This is a genomic window from Bacillus cereus group sp. MG9 (assembly GCF_040459995.1).
Taxonomy (GTDB): Bacteria; Bacillota; Bacilli; order Bacillales; family Bacillaceae_G; genus Bacillus_A; species Bacillus_A mycoides.
In genome coordinates this window covers 2,944,000-2,966,769 of sequence record NZ_JARVHC010000001.1, presented here as the reverse complement: position 1 = coordinate 2,966,769, position 22,770 = coordinate 2,944,000, and the positions used below count along the sequence as shown (strand labels likewise).

Sequence of the window (22,770 nt, the reverse complement as noted above, 5' to 3'; positions counted from 1 at the left end):
ATCAAGTTCATAGAAAGATAGGGACTAAAACTATATTAAAAGTCGACTTAATTTTATGAGGGAAATTACAGGGGATAAGGCGAAAAGAAGTTAAAAAACGTAAAAAGGGGACAGGAAATATAATGACAGAAGTACTAGAACTAAAAGAAGAATTACAACAAATTCAAAATAATAATTATGCTGTGCCAGAAGATGTAGATGCATATCCATATGCACAGTGGATGCTAGATTATATCGGATCACCTGATGCTGAATTACGTGATGATTTGATTTATAGTACGCTTCACAAATGGATTACAAATGATGTATTTAGACAAAAAGAATTACGAGGATTAATGTTACAAGCGATTAGTCCTGATTATTTATTTTATAAAATTGGTGAAAAGGGCACAGATTCTGTATTTAAACGTGCGTTCTCCGTATTAATTCCGCCGCTTATTTTATCTGTTCATGAAAGAGAACCACTGTTATCTGAAGAACAACTGTATAGTGTGGCAGAACAAGTTCTGGAATATGTCTATTTAGAAGAAGATGTAAGAGGTTACGTAGAAGGAAAAGGCTGGGCACATTCTACTGCACATGCGGCAGATGCACTAGATGCTTTAGCACGTACAATACAAAATCGTGAGTTTTCATATGCAATACTAGCTGCTGTTCGTCAGAAGGTTCGATTGAATGACTACGTATACATACACTTTGAGGATGAGAGATTAGTAACGCCAATTATGTCGTTGCGTAACCAAAATATTTTAACTGAAGAAGAGTGGAGCAATTGGCTACATAGTATAGCAATTGTTGAAGATATCCCACATCCTCAACATGATATTTTAGTACAAAATATTAGAGCTTTCTTAAGAAGTTTATATTTCAGAGCTTTAGAGAAAGAGGGCGCTACTGCCTTTACAGATGATATATTGGAGACTTTGGAGAAATTGCGTAGATATTAAAAAAGCAGAATATCTAGTCTATCACTAGATTCCATTATAAATGAGCATGTAAGCAAAGAATAAGATTAAAAAACCGATTATACCTGTAGGTTCCCTACAAAAATAATCGGTTTTTTTTAGTTGAATTGAAATTTTAGACTTAAATATACACGAGCTTATATGTAATAACGAATGTATTAAATATGTAGTTGTGGATTTTCCTCATATAAACTATTAACATACTGTTTTAAACTCTTGATGAATAATAGAATCTCTTGACTAGGCATTCTAGCATGTTGAAGATGAAATATGTTTCCTTTTCCGATTTCTAATTCATTTGAAGTCAAAGTAATAGGGATATTCCTAAAGACATGCCATGGAAAATACAAGTGTACAAAAGTTTCTCTAAAATATATACCTGATTGACAAATTAATACTCCATCGGATCCTTTACTCAAATTACCAAGGACAGATGTATCTAAAAAAGCAATGATTTCTTCTTCTTTTGAAACAATGTATCGTGCCCCAATTTCTTTTAATTTTTTGTGTGAAATATGAGTGTCTACAAATAACCCATTATCAGGTTCTAATAATTCATTGTACGTCTCAAACAAAGAACAGGTTGATTTTATCTCATCAACTTTTATAACTGGATGTATATCATTTTGCTTTGAATTTTGGAATGAATTTGTAAGAGTTATAAGTAATTCTTTAAATAACAGTGGAGGATAATCACTTCCGTTAATATTAAAGCTTTTTTGTGCATCAAAAGATAAAAAGCTATCTTTATCAATTTCAATTTTTTGCACTTTATTTAATTGATCCCATTTTATATTTCCTTTACCTAACAGCCAATTTTTCCAGTATAAACCTGAATTTGTAAAGTAAACACCATATTTTCCTGATCCAAACAAATTACAACTTAAAAAAGCAAAAATTTGGTCATCCGTTGGTATAGAAAAACGTTTTTTGGCAATTGATAAGAAATCTTTAGGGATTTTAGTAACATAAAATCTAGACTGCTGATACTCTAAACAAATATCAGTTAAACGATTAATATCTATATTCAACATAATCATTCTCCATTTCATATTTCTTTTCGATATAAATAAATTATAATATTATCAGGAAAATATTAACACTTAAATTAAGAGATACTCTATAGGATTCTAAAATGAATTTGTATTAGATTGAAAAAATTATGATCCGGGTTATCTCTTTGAGGGAGTGTGTTTTTGTGAACTTGATGGAGGAAGCACATAAAACCAACACCTCACAACCATACTAATAAAATGTGTTGGAGGTGAGTTTTATGGATAAAAAAGATTTTCAAAAAGTTTATAATGATTATTTACATCAAGGAGAAGAGCAAGCTCAATTTGAAGTGGACCATGAAGTCAATTCAGGAGTAGAACAAATAGTTGCTGTTCGTAAAAATGATGATGGGGATTTAATTGCTTTTAAGACAAGTAGCGGGAGAGAGTTAGATTATATTACTGCTCTTAGTGAAGCGAAATCAGGGAAGTTAGCTCATGTGGATGTATTTCATAAGTATGGTAGAGATATTATACGTAGTGAACCTGATGGAATAAAGGAAAATAACTTAGATAATTTACCTTCATTTTAAACAGGTAAACCTCAAGAAGAGAATGTTCATTTGGATATTCTCTTCTTTGTTTTGCGAAGTTTTCCTTGCAAATAGACGGTTCATTTTTAAAGTGCAATTATACTTTTAAAGAGCGCTCTAAATTTCTCTTTATCTTCTGCTGTAAATGGTTTCGGTCCCTTTGTACGCTTACCGCTTTTTCGAACCATTGCACTTAAATACCGTGTTTGTAACAATTGTTCAATGTTTTCATTCGTATACTTATAGCCTTTATGGTGTAGAACGATACAGCCTTTTGCTAAAGCTAGCGAAGCAAGACCATAATCTTGCGTTACGATTAAATCTTCTTTTTTTGCTAACTGCATAATCCGGTAATCCGCAGCATCTGCTCCGGAATCAACATAAATTGTTTCTACACCTTTTGGTTGTTCCGCATTAGAATAATGAGAAAAGCTAGTAACGAGGGTAACGGGAATTTCTGCATTCGTAGCCTCATAAATAATCACATCTTTTACAGGGCAAGCATCTGCATCAACGTAAATCTTCATTTTATCACTCCTATGAATAGGTTCGTGTTGATAATAATGGTAGATTTTGCTTTTGTCAAACGAGACTTCTTTACATAATGTTATTTCCCACAAACCAAAATAGCCTCACGCAAACGAGAAATACCTTCCTCAATTTGATCAATATTCACTTTCCCGTAAGATAAACGAATATAACCGTCTTTAGCACCGAAAATACTACCCGGCATAAAGGCGATTTCTTGTTTTAAGCTTTGCATAATGAGTTGTTTTTCGTTTATCGGTTCGTTTAATTTTCCCCATATGTATATACCACCGGTTGGGCTTGAGAAAGAGATTTTATCGTGAAGTTGCTCGTTTAGGGCACGAACGATAATGTCTCTTTTTTCTGCTAGTTGTTTTCGTAACGGTACGATATGCGACTGAAATGGTACAGTTTCGAAAAATTGTTGTATAAGCCACTGCGGGAATATACTCATTCCTAATTCCATTTGGTGACGCGCATCTGATAATCGCTCTACGACAGACTGCGGAGCGACAAGCCAGCCAACTCGTAACCCTGGCGCAATCATTTTTGATAAGGAATGAACATAAATGACTGTTCCGTTTTCATCAATCGATTTTAAAGTAGGGCAAGGTTGTTTATTTTCTAACGTAAGTAAACTGGACGGGTCATCTTCAACGATCGCGATTCGTAAGTCTGCGCAAAGTGATAGCAGTTTCTTTCTACGGTTTGGATGCAGCATCGTTCCCGTAGGGTTTTGGAAATTTGGATTTAAAAAGATCATTTTAATACGATGCTTTCTATATAACTCTTGCACATCGTCTGGATTAATACCGTGTTCATCGACAGGTAATGGAAAAATACGAATACCTGCCGATTGGAATAACGGTAATGAATAACAGTGTGAAGGGCTTTCGAAAGCGACTGCGTCACCTGGATTTAATAAACATTGTACGATAAGGTGAAGTGCTTGTTGGGCGCCAGATGTAATCATAATCGATTGTTCGGTCGCTTCAACTTTTAAATATTCCTTCATATATTTTACTACCGCTTGTCTTAGCGGGAGATACCCCTGCGGATGATCGTAACTTAATGACTGCGTTAACGGTTGTTCTCGCAAAATTGTTTGTAGTTGATCGTGAGGATAGAGATTACAACCGAGCTCTCCGTTTGCGAAATCTATAATGTTCTCATTTTGTTGTACTTCTGCCCGAATATGGCGAAGTAACGGTAAGTTTGGTAAAAAAGTACCACCTTCTACGAAACCTCTCCAGTTCGGCGTTAATGTTGGAGAAACGCCCCACATATGTGTACTCACACGTGTACCTTTACCAGTCGTACTTTCTACAATTCCCATAGCACGTAGTTCATTATAAGCAGTTGTTACCGTACTTCGGTTTACATTTAACTGCGTAGCTAATTTCCGTTCTGAAGGGAGGAAGCTACCTGGGGGAAGTTCTCCGTATGTAATACGTTTTTCAATAAAGTCAACAACTTGCTGATAAATTGGGATTTTACTGTCGTTATCTAGCTTCCATTCCATACAAACGCCTCCGCAAATCTTATATACATTAAGTATAACAAATTGGCTGGGTAAAAAAACAGCCAATTGGACGGTGTTATATCCAGCCAATTTTACTATGCTAAATAGGGAAGGGGAGATTCGGATGAAACGATGGCAAATGGAATGGCTCCTAGTATCAGTAGCATTAGTATGGGGAGCAAATTATACAATTGGAAAGTATGGCGTGGCATATATGTCATCCATTCAATTTAATAGTTTACGATTTTTAGTAGCATCACCGGTATTATTACTTATTACATTTTTAATGGAACGCTCATTACGTATTGAAAGAAAAGATTGGTTACGATTACTAGCAGTCGGTATCGTTGGAACGACAATGTATCAAACGATGTTTATGCTATCTGTGAAATATACTTCAGCAACGAACGCCTCATTATTAATTGCGATGTCACCTATTTTTACAGGGATATTAGCAGTATTGCACAAACAAGAACGTTTTTCGATGAAAGTACAAATAGGTTCAATAATAGCGTTTATTGGTGCAGCATTCGTTTTATTAACAGGACATACAGGAGGAGCTACTTACGAATATGCGTGGATCGGAAATGTAATTGGATTAGTCGCAGCAATTGCGTGGGGATGGTATCCCATTTTAGCGCAACCACTTATCACAAAATACTCCGCAATGAGAGTCACATCATGGTCTACTTTAATTGGAATTGTACCTCTCGTTATATACTGTTTATTCAACGTAAATACATTAACGTGGCCAGTAGATACGCCAAGCTGGGGATCACTAGCATATTCAATCGTCTTTGCGACAATTTTCGGACTTGCAATGTGGTATGTCGGTATTAGTAAAATCGGTTCAACGAAAGTAATGGTTTATATGTATCTCGTACCATTGTTCGCAGTTATCTTTGCAGCTGTAACAATTGGAGAGCAAATCAATATGATGCAACTCGTTGGCGGTCTTATAATCTTCATCGGCTTATATGTTGTAAAAAAAGGCGGAATCAAAAAGCCAGCTCTCAATTTGAAAAAAGTAAGTTAGTAGTAAAAATGATCTCTTTCATATAGAAGGAGATCATTTTTTATTTCGTAATAAAAGCGCTTGTTCAACAGCCCATTTTTGATGATCGTGAAGTAAATGTTCTATAGCAAGCGATGGAGACATCCATTGTAAAATATGGTCTTCTTCATGAACTTCAACTTCATGTATCTTTTGTGCAATGTAAAAGAACCCATCGTTTAAATAATATGTATCCTCTTTTTCGGCATAAAAATCTCGTGCTGCATTACCGATATAACGATCAATTTCAATCGCCCAACCTAATTCCTCTAGTAATTCACGATGTAAACATGCTTCTTTCGTTTCCGTACTTTCCATACCGTCACCAGGTAAAAAATAATGTTCTCCTTTTTCGATGATAGCTATTTTTGAGCAAGTATTGTTAAAAATAACCGCATAGCAACTAGGCCGTAATACATACTGGACGGTAGGGTTTTTATAGATAAATGTCGGTTTCGAAATCATAAAACACGACCTTTCTCTATAAAATACATAAAAGGGATATTAAGGTAAATGTAGAATTATGTAAGTATAATCTTATATGAATGGAGTGATAACAACATGATAAATCGAAAATGTTCAAGGTGTAAAGAAATAACAGGTACAATACATGGTGGTAAAAAAATAAATGAAGAATTTTTGTGTGAAGATTGTCTACAAAAAGGAATTGCGAGCGGGGAAATCGAATTATCACAAGTGGAAGAAGAACAAACTTCGTATCTTTCTATAAAAATATTAAAAATAATGAGTGTTATTTATTTAATAGTATCTATTATAACTGCTTTTTCTGCTGGAGCACTTATACAGGATCCAGGGCTTGGTGGAATATCATTTTCAATAACAGGTGCAGTTGGTGTTATGATAATTGGATCGATATTCCAGTCTGTTCTTGTATTTTCAGGTATTTGGGTATTCATTCTGTTAGTCGAAACGGTTATTAAAATATATGAGAAAATGAAGTGAGTGAGAGGGAGAAATGCATGCGAGTAAGAAATATTCAAGGGGAAGATTATGTAAATATTCATTCTGTATTAAATGATTGGTGGGGCGGAAGAGATATGGCTAGTATGTTGCCGAAGTTGTTTTTCGTCCATTTTCAAGAAACGAGTTTTATCATTGAAGAAGATGGAAAAACGTTAGGTTTCTTATGTGGATTCTTTTCACAAACGCATAAAGATGAAGCGTACGTTCATTTTATCGGTGTAAATCCGAAGTTTAGACGAAAAGGAATCGCATCGACGTTATATTCTTATTTCTTCGATGTCGCTCGTGCAAATAACCGTAAAGTTGTAAAAGCGATAACGTCACCAGTTAATAAAAAGTCAATTGAATTTCATCAAGAAATCGGATTTCAAATTGAAGCTGGGGATGATGAAATAGAAGGTGTATCCGTACATACAAATTATGATGGGAACAGCGGGAGTAGAGTTTTATTTTTAAAAAATGTGTAAAGTAGGCTGACGTAAAGTTAGCCTTTTTGTTGTGAGGAGTGATAAATATGGAGAGTTCTCAAAGTAGAAACGAGTATTTACGACGTGTTTATAAAGTGCAAGACTATATAGAATCACATATAGATGATTCACTTTCAATTGAAGATTTAGCTAATGTGGCAGGCTTTTCAAAATTTCATTTTCATAGAATTTTTAAAGGGATGATGGATGAGCCGTTATCTCGGTATGTGAATCGTTTGAAATTAGAGAGGGCAACACACCTTCTTACTTATCGTACAGATATGACGATTACAGACATTGCGTATTACTTCGGGTTCACAGATTCAGCAGTTTTCTCCCGTACATTTAAAAGTTATTACGGAGTAAGTCCGTCTCACTATAGAAATCACAATAGCAAGAATTGCAAAGACGTAAGCGGAACTTCTCAATACAATGAGTATAAGAAGGTTCGAGGAAATGTTGAAATTGTAACAGCGGACGATATACACGTCGCATACATAAGGCATATCGGTACATATGAAGAGTTAACGATAGCTTTTCCAAAAATGATAGAGAAATTATTTCATTACGCAGCGGGGGAAAACTATCATGTATTTGAGGATACGAAAGTATTAACCATTTACCACGATCATCATGAATTTACTGAGGACAATCATTTAAGAACTAGTTTATGTGTAACAATTCCGAATGAGTACGCAGTAGAAACGAGCGACATTGGAATAATGGTAATACCTTCAGGCAAGTATGCGATAGGTCATTTTGAAATATTCCAAGAGGAATATAAAGGAGCATGGAATTTCTTATACGGTGAATGGCTCCCAAATAGCGGATATAAGCCGAGAGATTCATATCCTTTTGAAATGTATAAAAATGACCCAAGGAAGCACCCGGAAAATAAACATATAGTTGATATATATGTACCTATCGAACCTTTTTAATCATAGGTTAAAGGGGAAGGAATAATGAAAACTGCTGAAAAGTTAGATCAGATTATAAAAGAAGAATATAAAAATATTAATGGTATGTTAGTAGTACAGAAAGGTAATGTTATTTTTGAAAAATATTATAACGGTCACAGTCCAGATGATGCATTTCATATAGCGTCAGTCACAAAAACAATTATTTCTACGCTAATTGGACTATGTGTAGATAAAGGGTATATAAAAAGTGTTGATCAAAGAGTAATAGGATTTTTCCCGGAATATAACGTTAATTCATCTGAAATAACAGTACGACATCTTCTTACGATGACAGCTCCCCATCCTTTCGTAGACTGGCAGGAACCGTTAGAAGAATTATGCACACAAAAGGATTGGGTGCAGTATACGTTAGATAGGGTAGGAAAAGGCGGAGAAATTGGATCTTTTAAATATTCATCTGCAGGAGTTCATTTATTATCAGCAATTATTATGAGTGTAACAGGGAAAAGTGCTCGTGAATTTGCGAATGAATACTTATTTCAGCCGCTTGGCATGAGAGAAATTCCAAACTACAATATGAAATCTTTTGGATTCGATGACTTATTCGGAAAAGATGTGAAAGGATGGGTTCACGATCCAAATGGTATTTCGACGGGCGGCTGGGGACTAACGTTAACAGTTAAAGATATGGCTAAGTTTGGACAGATGTATTTGAATGAAGGTATTCATAATGGAAAGGAAATTCTTTCAAAATCGTGGGTACAAGAATCAACAGCGATGAATTCAAATCAATACGGTTACTTATGGTGGTTACGAGAAGAAGAAGGTGTCTATTCATACTGTGCAATGGGCGATGGTGGGAATATGATTTGCTGCGTACCAGAGAAGGAAGTGGTTGTGGTGATTGCTTCAGAGATTATACCGGAAGCGCAGGATAGATGGAGATTAATCAAAGAGTCTATATTTCCTTATTTAAAAGTTTTACAAAAGTTACAATAGGAGAAATAGTTATACTTGCTATGTTCTACATAATTGAAATAAGTGCTGTGAGAACGGAGTCGTTCAATTAAAATTAGAAAACTTCAACACCTTATACGATTATTGAATAATTGAAAGGTGTTGAAGTACTTAATGAGCTAATTAAGGTACATTAAGTACTTCAACACTTTTTTTAATTGTTAACTATTTTTTAACTTTTCGATGTATAAGATACATAATGCAGAGCGCAATTGCTAAAAAGATAAATTTAATTAACTCCATTAGGCTGGCATCCCACTTGTTTTGCAATCCATCTGTTAAAAAAAATACATTAAACATACCATGTAAAATTGAGGGTGGTAGTACAGAACGACCGTACTCTCTCGTGTACGTCAAAATTATAGATAATATAAATAATAACGATAGATAACTTAATATTCCTACAAACCATAACTCATAGTTTTTATAAAAGAGTGCTACTGGTAAATGCCATAAAGACCAAAGTGAAGCTGTAATTATTGCGGTTTGTATTAATGAATATTTTTTTCGTAAATAGTAATGAAGATTTCCGCGCCAAATAATTTCCTCTAAAAATGCAGACAAAGCTGCAATTGTAAGACCAATGAGTAGGAGAAATCCCAATTCATTGCAGTGATTAAATAAGAACTTTATATTATAAATATAAAAATAGAAATGGAGACATAGACCTAGAAGTAGTGGGAATAAAATGGAGAAAATTAGTGATTTTAATGTTGGACGTGAAATGCCAAATGTATGAAAAATTTCTTGTTTCTTATATGCTTTTTGATATAAAAGAACGGCTAACAACGGAACAACCATCGTGAAACCCAAATAACTACGACCATTTTCTATGTTTAGCAAAAAGATATAAAAGAACGATGTGAGAGAATAAATGTAAAATGTTGAATGATAAACTATGTTTTTATTAATATTTATCACCTACCTAAGTACGTATAATTTGTTAATCAAATATTGGATATTTTAATTATATATGAAATGGAAATAGACAGAATGAATATTTTCATATTGTTGATTCTAGTAATAGAGAAGGGGATTAAATTATATCTCTTTTTTTTGCTAGTATAGTAAGAGATAGAAAGAGATTTCACTAGATGGATAAAAGACGTTGTTTGAAAGGTGAGGGTATGATGACAAAGTCTAATGTTGTAGAAATTATTTCAGCTTTAGTAGCTATTATCGGTGTGTATGTACTAATAAATGCACCAGAAATGGGGAGTAAGGCAACAAGTGAATCTGTTGCAGAGCAGGGCGGTCATATGGATACAAGTACGTATTTAGCTTTATTACAAGGATACGGAAATTCTTATACAATTCTAGGCGCGACTTGTTTATTTATGGGTTTGCTCAGTTTAATTTCGATCATTTCAATTCAAGTATATAAAAGTAAATAGAGGTTGAAAAAACAATGCTCCTGCCAAATTGACAGGAGCATTGTTTGTATGAATATGAATGATTTAGATTAGATGACCTCATGTTATAGATTAATGAGTGGACATGAGCAACTAAGATTTAATATTAATCAGGTCTAAATCTATGAAAATGTTGAAAAGTAAACATTCCGTATAACTACAGAAGGCTTTTTTAAAACAGGGTATATTATTGGGATATTAATGATCAGTAAGTTGCTCATCTGAATGTACAGAGAGAAATAAAGCAGGATTAGGAAAAATCTTAGTGTATGAAAATCAGCAGTCAATTTTAAAAATAGCGTAACTTAGAATTTATGTCATTTTGTTAGAGTAAATGTAAAAAATACGTAAAAACGTTAATTAAAAGAATGTTTTAACTTTTCTGTTGTTTTTTTCTTATATAATGAGGTCACGGCCCGAAAATAGTTAAATATTTAATTGAAGTAAAACAACAAATCCCCCGTAACTTTTCACAACAAAAAATCGTTAAACAAATGAATAGATTTTTTATCACGAATGGGGGAGAACCATGAAGATTCTAATTCTAGGTGGTACACGATTTTTAGGAAGAGCTTTTGTAGAAGAGGTTTTAAAAAGAGGGCATGAAGTTACATTATTTAATCGTGGAACAAATAAAGAAATTTTTCCTGAAGTGGAGCAGTTAATCGGTGACAGAAATGATGATGTTTCAAGTTTAGAAAATCGAAAATGGGATTTGGTCATAGATACGTGTGGATTTTCTCCTCATCACATTAGGAATGTAGGAGAAGTACTTAAAGATAATATAAAGCATTATACATTCATCTCAAGCCTTTCCGTATATAAAGATTGGATTCCGTATCACATAAAAGAAGATTATATACTACAACCCGAACCATCAAGTGATCAAATAAAGGCTGTGGAGAATGGTGAAGTATCCCCTTATGAGTATTACGGTGCGCTTAAAGTACTATGTGAAAAAGAAGCAGAGAAGTATTGGCCGGGGCGTGTTTTACACGTAAGAGCAGGACTTCTTTCAGGAATGTTTGATTATACAGATCGGCTTCCATATTGGGTTCAGCGTGTAGCAAAGGGAGGAAAAGTGTTAGTTCCAGGAAGGAAAGACCGTCCAGTGCAGTTCGTTGATATAAAAGACGTCGCAAGCTTTGGACTAAACATGGCAGAAAACAATAAAGTAGGTACATTTAATGTAACGGGTCCGAAAGATGAGCTGACGATGGAAGAGCTATTAAATATGAGTAAAAAGGTTACGAATAGCGATGCTGAATTCGTTTGGGTTGGTGAATCGTTTATGAATGAACATAAAGTAGGGCCATGGACAGAAATGCCATTATGGCTTCCAGAAACTTTTTCATTAGAAGGTGAAACAGATCCGTGGAAAGGTGGATTCTCTATTAATATAGAGAGCGCAGTTAAAGAGGGTCTTACTTTTAGAAGTTTAGAAGATACTGTTACAGACGTGTATGCGTGGATGAAGAGTATGGACGAATGGGAATTAAAAGCAGGTATTTCAGGCGAGAGGGAGAAGGATTTGTTAGAAAAGTGGTATCAATAAATTTAGAGGAGCCACATTGTATATACTGGATTGAACATAAGGGACTGCAAGGAGGAAAAAGGTTATGTGGAAAAATACCATTCGCAGTATTTCATCAAACTTAAGTTTGAAAAATCCCGCTACGAAGGATGAACTCGCTGAAGTTCAAAAAAATTTGCAGCTGGAGTTACCGAATGATTTATATCAATTATTACAGGAAACAAATGGTATAGAAGGTGAATATGGACAATTTATTTGGGATGCCTCAAAAATTAAAATTGAAAATATGAATATGAGAAATATAGTTGATTTTAAAGATTTATATATGCCTTTTGACTGTTTATTATTTTTTGCTGATGGCGGAAATGGTGATTTGTTTGGCTATTCCATTTTGAATGGAATAGTGCAAAGAGATGATATATATGTATGGAACCATGAAAATGATAGCAGAACGTGGGTTGCGCCTTCTTTAAAGATTTTTATGGTGTGGTGGGAGAGTGGAAAGATAACAATTTAAACATAGTATCAAGAAAAAACGCCTTGTTAATAAAGAAACAAGGCGTTTTTCGTATATAAATCTACCACTCAATCGGTTTTTCTCCATACATTTCCCATAGCATAGGAAACATCTTTTTCAATCCTTCCTCGTCATCTTCATACCAGTCTAACTTGATATCAACTTCCTCAGATTGTTCTTCTGTTTCAAACTCTTTTGCTTTCACACTACCAGCTGTGCCAATTTCTCCGTAAAACACAACGTAGTCTTTATACCGCATTAGATAGCAGTAAGACCTCCACCTCAAAATCGAGCAAATACGAGGAAGACCCCGTATAAATAAGTTGTATGAATTACATTTATTATTAGATTGTGTTTGTGACTATATTTTGGAAATTTTCTGTTGATTTACAATGTACGATAGTGTATATTGTATATAAAGTATATATACAATATTTTAAAAAGAGGTACTTGCATGCAAATCGTTATTACGAACACTTCAAAGGAACCTATTTATGAACAAATTGGTGTCCAAATAAAAAAACTTATTTTACTAGGTGATTTAAAGCAAGGCGATGCTCTTCCTTCAATGCGTCAGTTAGCAAAAGATTTAAGAGTAAGTATTATTACAACGAAAAGAGCATATGAAGAACTGGAAAAAGACGGTTTTATTTATTCAATTGTCGGAAGGGGGTCCTTTGTAGCAGAACAAAACATTGAAACTATGAAAGAAAAAAAATTAAAGACAGTTGAAGAAAAGTTGTGTGAAGCGATTCAAAATGCTAAACAAATGGATGTTTCTTTAAATGATCTAAAAGAAATGCTTACAATTTTATACGAGGAGGAAAACTCTTGGAAAACGTAATAGAACTTCAAAATGTCAGTAAATCTTTTAAAGGATTTCAAATTAAAAATTTTTCGATGGAAGTAAAAAAAGGATTTGTTACGGGTTTTATTGGGGGAAATGGATCAGGTAAATCTACAACGATTAAAATGATTATGAATCTAATGAACCCGGATAGTGGAAATGTCTCCTTATTTGGCATGAACTATTCGACTGATGCGAAGCGAATTAAAGAAAGAATTGGTTTCGTTTATGACGATAATGTGTTTTATGATGAACTCACATTAAAGGAAATTACTAAAATTATTGCGCCTGCTTATAAAAAATGGGATTTTAACCAATTTACATATTATAAAGATCTGTTCGAATTACCATTAAATAAAAAAATGAAAACATTCTCCAAAGGAATGAAAATGAAAGCCTCTCTTGCAATTGCCCTTTCACATCATGCTGAACTAATTATTATGGATGAGCCTACTTCCGGACTCGATCCGGTATTTAGAAGAGAATTATTGGATGTTTTACAAAATATTATGCAGGATGGTGAGAAAACTATCTTTTTCTCATCTCATATTACAACGGATTTAGACCGCATTGCCGATTATATTACATTTATTCAAAATGGGAAGCATATTTTTACAAAAGATATTTATGCCATTGCAGAAGATTATATTTTGGTCAAAGGACCACTAGATATGTTAGATTTTGATACTGAGCGTGAATTTATATCTGTATGTAAGGCAAATACAGGTTTCGAGGGATTGATTGAAAATGTAAATTCTATCGAAACTTTATTTAATAAAGAAGTGGTGATTGAAAAACCAAGTTTAGAGGATATTATGTATTTCATGAAAAAGGGGGAGTCAAGATGCTTAATTTAATTAAAAAGGATTTGATTTTACAAAAAACTTTTTTACCTGCTTATCTCTTATTTCTAGTTACCTATTTGTGGGCCGGCATGGATGTAGCATATGTCATAATCATTTGTAGTGCCGTTTTTGTAATTAACACATATCAATCTGATGATAAAGATAATGCTAATATTTTAGTAAACTCATTACCGTATACTAGGAAGGAAATTATAAGTTCAAAATACGTTGGAACCTTATTTTTTACAATAGTAATCATCCCATTTTGTTTAGTTGGAAAATATTTCATTTTAGACAGCATGGAATTTCAACTTTCCTTAGAAAGTTACATTCTAGGCTTCTTGGCAGTCATGCTGATTACTGCATTGTACATCCCCTTTTTTGTTGCATTTAAAGTGAAAACACTTGTACCAGTTTTTATATTTTTATCTATTGGAGTTATATATTTAATGCGAAATACTCCATATTTATTAAATAAATATGCTAATGGCGTACTGACCTTTTTAAAAGAGATTTCAGATTTGAAATTATTTCTTATATTTGCTGTCATAGCAGTGGGGTGTTATGGGGTTTCATGGATATTATCTATTCGTATCTATCAGAACAAGGCTCTTTAATAGCAAGTTCTAAAAGGAGGATCATTTAAATGACATCAAAAAAAGGGCGTCCTATTCGAATACGAAATTGGCTGAAAACTCTTGGAGCATTTTTCGTTATGCAACTAATTTTTATCATCCTTGATATGAATTCGTGGATACCGAACTTCAAGGAAGGAGGAGTTGGGGAGCGTCTCGTTAATTCAGAGTTCTTTACGGAATGGTTCGCTCCTTATAAAACAAAGCAATTTAACGTATTAACGGTAGTTATGGCTATTTTATTATTCCTAAATGTATTAACAAGTGCAATAAAAGACGCTTTTTCTAGAAAAAGAATTAATTAGCACATAAGTTGACCTTGCGTCTTTTTTAATAATGTCTTAACAATATTTAAAAACAACAGGGGAAAGATAAAAACTCCATTTATTGAAGTTTTACTTTATCTTTTATAATGATTCCTTAGAAAATATTTGATTTTTCAGTTTTATATATTGACAATGTTTCCATTCGTCCCCCATAATGCTTCTCTAGTGTGTGCAGTGATTGTGACATATGTATTTATACTTGTGATGACAAATGATGCGTATTGTTTTTGGAAAATTAAAAAATTATTGAACGGAATAGAAAAATTTAGTAATCTTATTTGTACAGCACATAAATAATAGTTTTGTAATGATACATTGGAGGGGTTTGTTGTGGATCTTACGTTTAAAGTAGAGGAAACATGTTTTAATTACCGAGTCGGAGCAATTTGTAAACATGATAATAAAATACTCATTCTGCAAGGTGACGGTGAAGATTTTTGGTACGTACCAGGCGGAAGAGTGAAAATGCTAGAAAATAGTGAAGATGCGTTAAAACGAGAGCTTGCAGAAGAACTAGGCGTACCTATTGAAGTGAAGAGATTAATATGGTCAGTAGAAAACTTCTTTACACTTTCTGAGCGAAAGTTTCATGAGATTAGTTTTTATTATGAAGTAGAATTGCATGAATTACCTGCAAATGGGGCGGATCAATATATTCTTGAAGAAGCAGGTAGAAAATATTTATTTAAGTGGGTGCCGGTAGAAGAGTTACATGCATATAACTTACAGCCAGCGTTTATAAAAGATAAAGTAAAGGATGTATCAGTTCATACAGAACATATCGTTTTACAAAAGTAAGCGTGCTTGGAGGGGAAAACGGTGAAGGGGACTAAAAAAGAGATACATATAGATGATAAAGTCATTCGTTACACACATATCGAAAAAGGTTCTAATACAATTTGTTTTATGTTCTCAGGTTCAGGCTACAATTATGACAAGCCGTTATTTTATTATGCAACGATGCTTATGCTTGAAAATAAAATAGATGTAGTACATATTCATTATTCCTACGATGGACAATTAATGGAAAAACCAATGGAAGAAATAACGAAAGTAATGATGGATGATATTAATCCTGTCATTATTGAAGTGCTAAAAAGTGGGCAATATAGCAATTCGATGTTTTTAGGAAAATCACTCGGAATAATCCCGATTGCGAATGATTTAATGAAGAGAGAAGAATTTCTACGGTCAAAAATGATATTGCTTACACCATTACTAACTTTTGATTCTATTTTTGATTCGATCTTACATAGTCATCACGAAGGGCTTTTAGTAATTGGAGATAAAGATCATCAATATAATGCAAATCAAATAAATCAGTTACATAAAACGAATTTACAGATTGAAGTTGTCAGAAACGCTAACCATTCTGTAAATGTTGGAGAATTTGAAACCGAGAATTCGATCGAAGCGATAGCAAAAATAATAGAAAAACTTAAAGAAGTTGTTAGGAAAAACTAACCTATCAATACATGCAAAAAGAGGTGCGAATGGCACCTCTTTTTTATTTAATAAGCCTTCAAAACATGAAGCAAATAATCTTTACGATTCAGCGGATTATAATCAACACGTTTTCGAGTAGGAAAGGGAGCCGTAAGTTTTGTGAAACCAGTTGGCTTTGTTATAAAGATACCTTCTCCTTCAGTAAATGAATGGAGCATTCGTTTAAAATCCTCTGTTTTTGCAACAGGTAATGATCCTGTTAAATGGTAAGAATCATTATGCAACGTAGGCTCTGCAAAAGTTGCTGGGATAGCAGCTAGTTTATACATTGCGGTACTAATTGCGTGCTCCGGAACAGTTAATTCAAATTCATTTATTGGTTCAAATACACATGTTTTGGCTTGTTTTAAAGCATCCATTAATACGAGCGGTGTTAAATTTCTAAAGTCACTCGCTGTTGTAACAGGACTGGCATAGCCGGTATGTGTTAATGTGACGATAATGTCCGTAACTTCCCATCCAAATAAACCTTGTTTTAACGTTTGAAATACTGTATCTTCAATCGCTTTATGAAATGCTAAAGGCAGTGATCCAAGTTCAACACCTAAGTTATACGTTATGCCAGAGTTAAGCGCGCCACGTTCAACTTTGAACCCAATTGTTGCGTAAAAAGGATTTTCTTTTTCACCCATTACTTCAACGCTATTCCCTAAGTCAATTGGTTTTTCAATACATACAACTCGCGTGTTTGAAAAGGTAACTTGTAGACGGTATTTTTCATAAAGTGTTGTTTCAATAACTTCTTTTTGCACTTCACCGAAAAGGCGAATGTATAGTTCATTATGAACATTGTCTTTCCAAACTTTAATGAGAGGATCTTCTTCGCATAGCTCCATAAGTGCAGCGTATAAATCATGAATTCGCTCTTTAGGCACTGCTTCAATAGCAGCTTCCATTTGTGGTTCGGAAAAGTGAATATCCTTTATATAATCCGTCCGCTTACCGATAATATCACCAATTTTGATATTCGTAAGTCCCCATACTTTGCAAAACTCTCCGCTTTGAACAGTAGAAGATTGAACGGCATCTCCATTATGAAACATGCACATTTTTTTAATCTTTTCCTTATGTGGTAGAGACTCTCCACGCTGTATATCAACATATTTTCTAACGTGTAAACAACCAGAAAATAGTCTTACGTAAGCAATCTTTTCGCCAGAAGATTCACGTTCAATTTTAAAAACAACACCGGATAATGTTTCATCTTGTGCCGATTTAGTAGCTGGAATTAAGGCTGAAATATTTTTAAGTAATTCAGTTACTCCTATACCTGTCATTGCTGAACCAAAAAAGATAGGAAACACATTTGCTTGCTGTATTTGCTTTTCGAGTTCTTTTCTTAATAGTGCATCCGGTATTATTTCGTTATTTACATATGACTCAAGCAATGATTCGTTAAATGGTGCTAATCGTTCAATACAATCGTCATAGGATTTATATTCAATAATCCGAGCGTCCTTTGTACCTTCGTTTTCTACAGAGTAGAAGGGGGATGCTTCATTTGAAAGAAGCTCTTTTATTTGTTTCACAACTTTTTCAGTATTTGCGCCACTACGGTCTATTTTATTAACAAATAATATAGTAGGTATGTTTAATTTCTGTAATGTCCGCATTAAAATCTTCGTTTGTGCTTGCACACCTTCAACGGCAGAGATAACTAAAATCGCACCGTCTAAAACGCGGAATGATCGCTCCACTTCAGCGATAAAATCAGCATGTCCAGGTGTATCAATAACATTTACTTTTAAATCATCAATAAAGAAAGAAACGACAGATGCTTTAATCGTAATTCCGCGTTGTCTTTCTAATTCCATTGAGTCAGTTTGCGTATTACCACTATCTACTCGGCCAATTTCTTTAATCACATTCGTCTCATAAAGAATTCGCTCAGTCAAACTCGTCTTGCCAGCGTCTACGTGCGCGACAATCCCTATATTTATTGTTGTCATATATAAATATCCTCATTTCATTTTCCATTTTCATTTCCTCATTTCTATTTGTGTATTGCCGCATTACAATCACTCTCCAGTCATTTGAATTATTACTATTATAATGTAATTTACATTTTTTGTAACGCGACAAAGCGCCTTAATTTGGAAAAAATAAAAATGAAAACAAAATGCTTGCATTCTAAATCGATATAGATTATATTAATTGACATATCAACTATTGATGCATCAAATGTTTTTTGCATTGGATGTAAAGGAGGGGTAATTTGACAAGTTCATGCTCAAAAGAAGCAATAATTTTATATAAATTACACTTTCTAAACAAAGAAGTAAGTTCAAAATTTGAAGGGTGTACGGGTATGAGTCAGTCTAGATTAGAGCTCATACTTCAGTTATATGAAGTAGATGAAATTAGTCAAAAAGCACTTCAGCAAGAAGTGAATATTGATAATGCCGCGATTACGAGGCATTTAAAACAGCTGGAAGCAAACGGAATGATTACAAGACGTAAAAATCCAGATGATAACAGAATTACGTTAGTTTCTCTTACAGAAGAGGGACGAAATAAAATTAAAGTGTATCAAGAGGAAAAAGAGCGTTTCGCTACTTCGGCATTTAAAGGGTTAAGTGAAGAAGAACGCGACAATCTTTTAACGATGTTAGACCGCATTCAAGAAAATATAAAAGAACTTTAAAAAAGGGAGAATACAACTATGACTAACTCAGTAAAAACAAATGATTTTAACGAAATTTTAACAGGACGCCGTTCAATCCGTAAGTACGATCCTTCAGTGAAAATTAGCAAAGAAGAAATGACTGAAATTCTTACAGAAGCAACACTTGCACCATCTTCAGTAAACATGCAACCATGGAGATTCCTTGTTATTGAAAGTGACGAAGCAAAAGCAACACTGGCTCCACTTGCAAAATTCAATCAATCTCAAGTAGAAACATCTTCAGCAATGATTGCTGTATTTGGTGACTTAAACAACTTTGATAACGCAGAAGAAATTTACGGTACAGCAGTAGAGCGCGGACTTATGCCAGCTGAAGTAAAAGAAGATCAAATGAAAAAACTTTCAGGTTACTTCTCAATGGTTACACCAGAAGTAATGAAAGATACTGTACTAATTGACGGTGGTCTTGTAGCGATGCAATTTATGTTAGCAGCACGTGCTCACGGCTATGATACTTGCCCAATTGGTGGATTTGAAAAAGACCAAATCGCAGAAGCTTTCGGATTAGACAAAGAGCGTCACGTACCAGTTATGTTAATTTCAATCGGAAAAGCTGCTGACAGTGGTTATCCATCAGTACGTCTTCCAATTGAAAAAGTTGCTGAGTGGAAGTAATTTTATAACAAAACAGAAATAAGTGAGATATGAGAGGGGAAACACCATGATTATTATTCACGCAATATTTCAAGTAGATCCAGCAAAACAACAATCATTTTTAGAAGAAATTCAGCCACTACTTCATGGTTCAAGAGAAGAAAGTGGAAATGTATCTTACGATTTATATAAAGATACTGAAAAAGAAAGTGTTTATACGATGGTAGAAGTATGGAAAGATGAAGCAGCAGTTGCGAGTCATAATACGAGTGAACACTTCACATCTTTCGTTAGTAAAGCATCACAGTTTTTAACTGCTCCGCTTGATATAAAGGTTTATAGCGGTGAACTAGTAAAATAATATGGTTATAGAAGATGACTTTGGCGTATGCTGAGGTCATCTTTTTTATTTACTTATATTTAATTGCATGTTAATGTATACTTAATTTTTTAATATCTCTACTAATGGAAAAAGAATATACAAGCTATATGGAACTCTTTGTAGAGTATTGCTTCTTTAATTGTTCATGAGTATATCTTTGTTTTATTAATATAGAATGAAAAAAGGATACGTTAGAGCTAAACGATTAACGGGTAGCATGTTAATAAAAAATTACATGAGTTTAGTAAAAAGTTATAATTTATTTTTAAGGGTGTGAAAATATAATGAAACCGGTATTGAAAAGCATACGTATTTCCTTTGCTTTTTCTGCAGTAGGGATGTGTTGGCTTCTGTTCATATTATTTAGAGGAGGCGGAGACTGGTTATTGTCTTGGATAGGTGTATTAATGGCATATTTATCTTTATACACTTTAATAGATTTATATTGTAAAAATACATACGAAAAAACATTAAATATAGTGCTTATAAAATCAACAGTTACTACCTTTAGTTTTGGAGTATTAGGAATCATATTTGGTATAATACACGAGCTATTAACACCATGGAGTCTCAGTTTAATGGTTTGGTATTGGTTGCTAACTCTACTTTTATTTTTAACGACCATAATATTATTAGTTATTTTAGTATTTGTAAATCGTAAAGATCAAAATTTCCCCGGAGTATATAGATTACTTATACTTCTAAATTTACTTCTTACGTTAGGACCAGTATTGTGGCCACTATTTCTTACTATTATTGGAAATGGCATGAACGCTAGTGCAGGATGGTAAAAGTGAATGAAATAAAAAGTTGATATAGGGTTTTAAGTATGTAAGAGAACGTGTTTTGATAAATTGAAAACACGTTCTTTTTTATTGTTAATCTTAATATGAACTCCTTAAATTTATAAGATAATTCGATTGGGAAAAAGATATGTTACTGGAACAAACATATATGTACCTTTGAAACGAACACAATTAATGAATCATCTTAAAAATAATAAAGACGAGGTGAAATGAAAATAAGGGCAGTTAAGTGGCTGTCCTTATTTTATATGCCCTTTTTATTTTCATGCATAGCTCTTTCTCAGTTTATCGTATCAAAATTTGAACGTAAGTATTTCGTAAGGAATGGATAAGAAAAAAGAGAGTTTTATCATATAGGATTAAAGTATAACTTGAATTAATCCGTTTTTAATAGAGAAGAGGGAGCCTTATGAAAAAATGTAATTCAATTAAGTTAGCAAGTTTAGCAGTTTTATTAGCGAGTACTACTCTATTCACACCAGGTTTTACTGTGAAAGCAGAGTCAGCTCAAAATATTTCTAGTTCGTCAGAAGCACATGATCAAAAGAACCGAAATGGTTGGAAACAAGTAATGCAGGAAACAGTTCAGCTTGGAACCCCAGGAATATTAGCGAAGACGTCTAACAACGGAAAAACTAGTAGTTATACAGCTGGCGTGGCGGATTTAAGTACAAAGAAATCGATAAAATCGGAATATCGCTTTCGGATTGGTAGTGTGACGAAGACTTTTACTGCCACGACTGTTCTTCAATTAGTAGGAGAAAATCGCATACAACTTGACGATCCAATTGAAAAGTGGCTACCGGGTCTCATTCAAGGAAATGGGTATGATGGCAATCAAATTACGATACGTCAACTTTTGAATCATACGAGTGGTATAGCTGAATACTTAAAGTCAAAAGACGCTGATATTATGAATTCGAAAAAAACGTATACAGCAGAAGAAATAGTGAAAATAGGACTTTCTCTACCTCCAGATTTTTCACCAGGTAAGGGATGGTTGTATTCAAACACAGGATATGTAATATTGGGAATGCTTATTGAAAAAATAACTGGAAATAGTTATGCGGAAGAAATTGAAAAGCGAATTATTGAGCCTTTGGATCTGTCAAATACGTTTTTACCAGGGAATTCACCCGTAATTCCAGGTAAGAATCATGCCCGAGGGTATATGAAAATTGATGAAACAAGTGAGTTGAAAGATATGACGTATTATAATCCGAGTTTAGCTAATTCAGCTGGAGATATGATTTCTAATGCGGACGATCTAAATAAATTCTTTTCATTTTTACTTGGTGGTAAGTTACTGAAAGAACGCGAGCTAAAAGAAATGCTTACTACAGTTCCTATAGAAGGAAAAGGTGTTGGTGATGGATATGGCCTTGGGATCTATGAGACTAAACTTCCAAACGGTGTTTCAGTTTGGGGTCACGGAGGGGCAATTCCTGGATTTACAACTTTTGTTGGCGGAGTAATGGGAGGCAAACATACATTAGCTGTCAATATTAACTCTTTAGGTGCGATGGATGTTTTTACACAGTTTAATAAAATGATGCAAATTGAATTTAAGAAATAGATGAAAAGAAAGCGAATGGGATACTGCTTTAGTTGTAAATAAAAGAGATGCTTTTTAAT

General features: G+C 33.8%; 28 protein-coding genes. 21 read left to right on the top strand and 7 right to left on the bottom strand.

Translation table 11 applies throughout. The annotated features are described in order from the left end of the window. The first annotated feature begins 122 nt into the window (after positions 1-122). Positions 123-947 carry a DUF2785 domain-containing protein gene (locus QCI77_RS15255; RefSeq protein ID WP_002013583.1) on the top strand — a complete coding sequence of 275 codons (825 nt, stop codon included), beginning with the start codon at positions 123-125 and terminating at the stop codon, positions 945-947. Positions 948-1,123: 176 nt separating this feature from the next. On the opposite strand, the gene QCI77_RS15250 is transcribed toward QCI77_RS15255, so the two are convergent. Then, the gene (locus QCI77_RS15250) at positions 1,124-1,999 is read right to left on the bottom strand and encodes a hypothetical protein (RefSeq protein WP_353825167.1); all 876 of its coding nucleotides are present in this window, start codon (positions 1,997-1,999) and stop codon (positions 1,124-1,126) included. A 239-nt stretch (positions 2,000-2,238) separates the two neighbouring features. On the opposite strand from QCI77_RS15250, the gene QCI77_RS15245 reads away from it, so the two are divergent. After that, entirely contained in the window at positions 2,239-2,553 is a 315-nt protein-coding gene (locus tag QCI77_RS15245; protein WP_353825166.1) for a DUF3892 domain-containing protein, read from the top strand. Between the two features lie 86 nt (positions 2,554-2,639). On the opposite strand, the gene QCI77_RS15240 is transcribed toward QCI77_RS15245, so the two are convergent. Both QCI77_RS15240 and pdxR read right to left on the bottom strand, forming a co-directional pair. Further along, positions 2,640-3,080: a YaiI/YqxD family protein gene (locus tag QCI77_RS15240; protein ID WP_002032939.1), complete on the bottom strand. Its 441-nt coding sequence runs from the start codon at positions 3,078-3,080 to the stop codon at positions 2,640-2,642. A gap of 80 nt (positions 3,081-3,160) precedes the next feature. Beyond that, the gene (gene pdxR, locus QCI77_RS15235; protein WP_060750386.1) at positions 3,161-4,603 is read right to left on the bottom strand and encodes a MocR-like pyridoxine biosynthesis transcription factor PdxR; all 1,443 of its coding nucleotides are present in this window, start codon (positions 4,601-4,603) and stop codon (positions 3,161-3,163) included. A 124-nt stretch (positions 4,604-4,727) separates the two neighbouring features. Between pdxR and QCI77_RS15230 the strand changes: the two genes are divergently transcribed. Further along, positions 4,728-5,639 (top strand): DMT family transporter, encoded by a 912-nt coding sequence (locus QCI77_RS15230; RefSeq protein ID WP_088039666.1) that lies wholly within the window; start codon positions 4,728-4,730, stop codon positions 5,637-5,639. Between the two features lie 33 nt (positions 5,640-5,672). Here the strand turns inward: QCI77_RS15230 and QCI77_RS15225 are convergent, their stop codons facing one another. Next, entirely contained in the window at positions 5,673-6,122 is a 450-nt protein-coding gene (locus QCI77_RS15225) for an NUDIX hydrolase (RefSeq protein WP_353825165.1), read from the bottom strand. Between the two features lie 96 nt (positions 6,123-6,218). Here QCI77_RS15225 and QCI77_RS15220 point away from each other — a divergent pair, with 96 nt between their 5' ends. From QCI77_RS15220 to QCI77_RS15205, 4 genes are read left to right on the top strand one after another with little or no spacing between them, the layout of a single operon-like run. Then, positions 6,219-6,620: a DUF3980 domain-containing protein gene (locus QCI77_RS15220; RefSeq protein WP_085311783.1), complete on the top strand. Its 402-nt coding sequence runs from the start codon at positions 6,219-6,221 to the stop codon at positions 6,618-6,620. Positions 6,621-6,637: 17 nt separating this feature from the next. Continuing rightward, positions 6,638-7,108, top strand: a complete 471-nt coding sequence (locus QCI77_RS15215) for a GNAT family N-acetyltransferase (protein ID WP_353825164.1) — start codon at positions 6,638-6,640, stop codon at positions 7,106-7,108. 47 nt (positions 7,109-7,155) lie between these two features. Then, a complete protein-coding gene (locus QCI77_RS15210; protein WP_113770506.1) occupies positions 7,156-8,046 on the top strand; it encodes an AraC family transcriptional regulator in 891 nt (296 codons plus the stop codon). A gap of 24 nt (positions 8,047-8,070) precedes the next feature. Next, positions 8,071-9,027, top strand: coding sequence for a serine hydrolase domain-containing protein (locus QCI77_RS15205; RefSeq protein ID WP_353825163.1), 957 nt, complete (start codon positions 8,071-8,073; stop codon positions 9,025-9,027). A gap of 183 nt (positions 9,028-9,210) precedes the next feature. On the opposite strand, the gene QCI77_RS15200 is transcribed toward QCI77_RS15205, so the two are convergent. Beyond that, entirely contained in the window at positions 9,211-9,966 is a 756-nt protein-coding gene (locus tag QCI77_RS15200; protein WP_353825162.1) for a CPBP family intramembrane glutamic endopeptidase, read from the bottom strand. Positions 9,967-10,139: 173 nt separating this feature from the next. Here QCI77_RS15200 and QCI77_RS15195 point away from each other — a divergent pair, with 173 nt between their 5' ends. From QCI77_RS15195 to QCI77_RS15185, 3 genes are all read left to right on the top strand, one after another. Then, the gene (locus tag QCI77_RS15195) at positions 10,140-10,439 is read left to right on the top strand and encodes a hypothetical protein (RefSeq protein ID WP_000361375.1); all 300 of its coding nucleotides are present in this window, start codon (positions 10,140-10,142) and stop codon (positions 10,437-10,439) included. 547 nt (positions 10,440-10,986) lie between these two features. Further along, positions 10,987-12,012 (top strand): SDR family oxidoreductase, encoded by a 1,026-nt coding sequence (locus tag QCI77_RS15190; protein WP_113770503.1) that lies wholly within the window; start codon positions 10,987-10,989, stop codon positions 12,010-12,012. A gap of 64 nt (positions 12,013-12,076) precedes the next feature. Beyond that, positions 12,077-12,508 carry an SMI1/KNR4 family protein gene (locus QCI77_RS15185; RefSeq protein WP_000265815.1) on the top strand — a complete coding sequence of 144 codons (432 nt, stop codon included), beginning with the start codon at positions 12,077-12,079 and terminating at the stop codon, positions 12,506-12,508. A 61-nt stretch (positions 12,509-12,569) separates the two neighbouring features. Here the strand turns inward: QCI77_RS15185 and QCI77_RS15180 are convergent, their stop codons facing one another. Continuing rightward, a complete protein-coding gene (locus tag QCI77_RS15180; protein WP_001269544.1) occupies positions 12,570-12,767 on the bottom strand; it encodes a hypothetical protein in 198 nt (65 codons plus the stop codon). Between the two features lie 195 nt (positions 12,768-12,962). Here QCI77_RS15180 and QCI77_RS15175 point away from each other — a divergent pair, with 195 nt between their 5' ends. From QCI77_RS15175 to QCI77_RS15150, 6 genes are all read left to right on the top strand, one after another. Beyond that, the gene (locus QCI77_RS15175) at positions 12,963-13,352 is read left to right on the top strand and encodes a GntR family transcriptional regulator (protein WP_001167593.1); all 390 of its coding nucleotides are present in this window, start codon (positions 12,963-12,965) and stop codon (positions 13,350-13,352) included. Continuing rightward, the gene (locus QCI77_RS15170) at positions 13,340-14,212 is read left to right on the top strand and encodes an ABC transporter ATP-binding protein (protein ID WP_000432454.1); all 873 of its coding nucleotides are present in this window, start codon (positions 13,340-13,342) and stop codon (positions 14,210-14,212) included. The genes QCI77_RS15175 and QCI77_RS15170 overlap by 13 nt, the downstream gene beginning before the upstream one ends. Beyond that, a complete protein-coding gene (locus tag QCI77_RS15165; protein ID WP_088292141.1) occupies positions 14,200-14,817 on the top strand; it encodes an ABC-2 transporter permease in 618 nt (205 codons plus the stop codon). The genes QCI77_RS15170 and QCI77_RS15165 overlap by 13 nt, the downstream gene beginning before the upstream one ends. 29 nt (positions 14,818-14,846) lie before the next feature. Further along, positions 14,847-15,140 carry a YfzA family protein gene (locus tag QCI77_RS15160; protein WP_000202089.1) on the top strand — a complete coding sequence of 98 codons (294 nt, stop codon included), beginning with the start codon at positions 14,847-14,849 and terminating at the stop codon, positions 15,138-15,140. 351 nt (positions 15,141-15,491) lie between these two features. Then, positions 15,492-15,959, top strand: coding sequence for an NUDIX hydrolase (locus QCI77_RS15155; RefSeq protein ID WP_016127192.1), 468 nt, complete (start codon positions 15,492-15,494; stop codon positions 15,957-15,959). Positions 15,960-15,980: 21 nt separating this feature from the next. Beyond that, positions 15,981-16,625, top strand: a complete 645-nt coding sequence (locus QCI77_RS15150; RefSeq protein WP_353825161.1) for an alpha/beta hydrolase — start codon at positions 15,981-15,983, stop codon at positions 16,623-16,625. A gap of 47 nt (positions 16,626-16,672) precedes the next feature. On the opposite strand, the gene tet is transcribed toward QCI77_RS15150, so the two are convergent. Continuing rightward, positions 16,673-18,616: a tetracycline resistance ribosomal protection protein gene (tet, locus tag QCI77_RS15145; RefSeq protein WP_353825160.1), complete on the bottom strand. Its 1,944-nt coding sequence runs from the start codon at positions 18,614-18,616 to the stop codon at positions 16,673-16,675. A gap of 266 nt (positions 18,617-18,882) precedes the next feature. Between tet and QCI77_RS15140 the strand changes: the two genes are divergently transcribed. The 5 genes from QCI77_RS15140 (at position 18,883) to QCI77_RS15120 (ending at position 22,711) form a co-directional block, all read left to right on the top strand. Continuing rightward, positions 18,883-19,311 (top strand): MarR family winged helix-turn-helix transcriptional regulator, encoded by a 429-nt coding sequence (locus tag QCI77_RS15140; protein ID WP_353825159.1) that lies wholly within the window; start codon positions 18,883-18,885, stop codon positions 19,309-19,311. Positions 19,312-19,329: 18 nt separating this feature from the next. Then, the gene (locus QCI77_RS15135) at positions 19,330-19,968 is read left to right on the top strand and encodes a nitroreductase family protein (protein WP_000185377.1); all 639 of its coding nucleotides are present in this window, start codon (positions 19,330-19,332) and stop codon (positions 19,966-19,968) included. 46 nt (positions 19,969-20,014) lie between these two features. Then, on the top strand, positions 20,015-20,308 hold the full coding sequence (locus QCI77_RS15130) for a putative quinol monooxygenase (protein WP_000583822.1): 294 nt from the start codon (positions 20,015-20,017) through the stop codon (positions 20,306-20,308). A 305-nt stretch (positions 20,309-20,613) separates the two neighbouring features. After that, a complete protein-coding gene (locus tag QCI77_RS15125) occupies positions 20,614-21,120 on the top strand; it encodes a DUF3902 family protein (protein WP_353825158.1) in 507 nt (168 codons plus the stop codon). 424 nt (positions 21,121-21,544) lie between these two features. Further along, entirely contained in the window at positions 21,545-22,711 is a 1,167-nt protein-coding gene (locus QCI77_RS15120; protein ID WP_353825157.1) for a serine hydrolase domain-containing protein, read from the top strand. Positions 22,712-22,770: the final 59 nt, after the last annotated feature.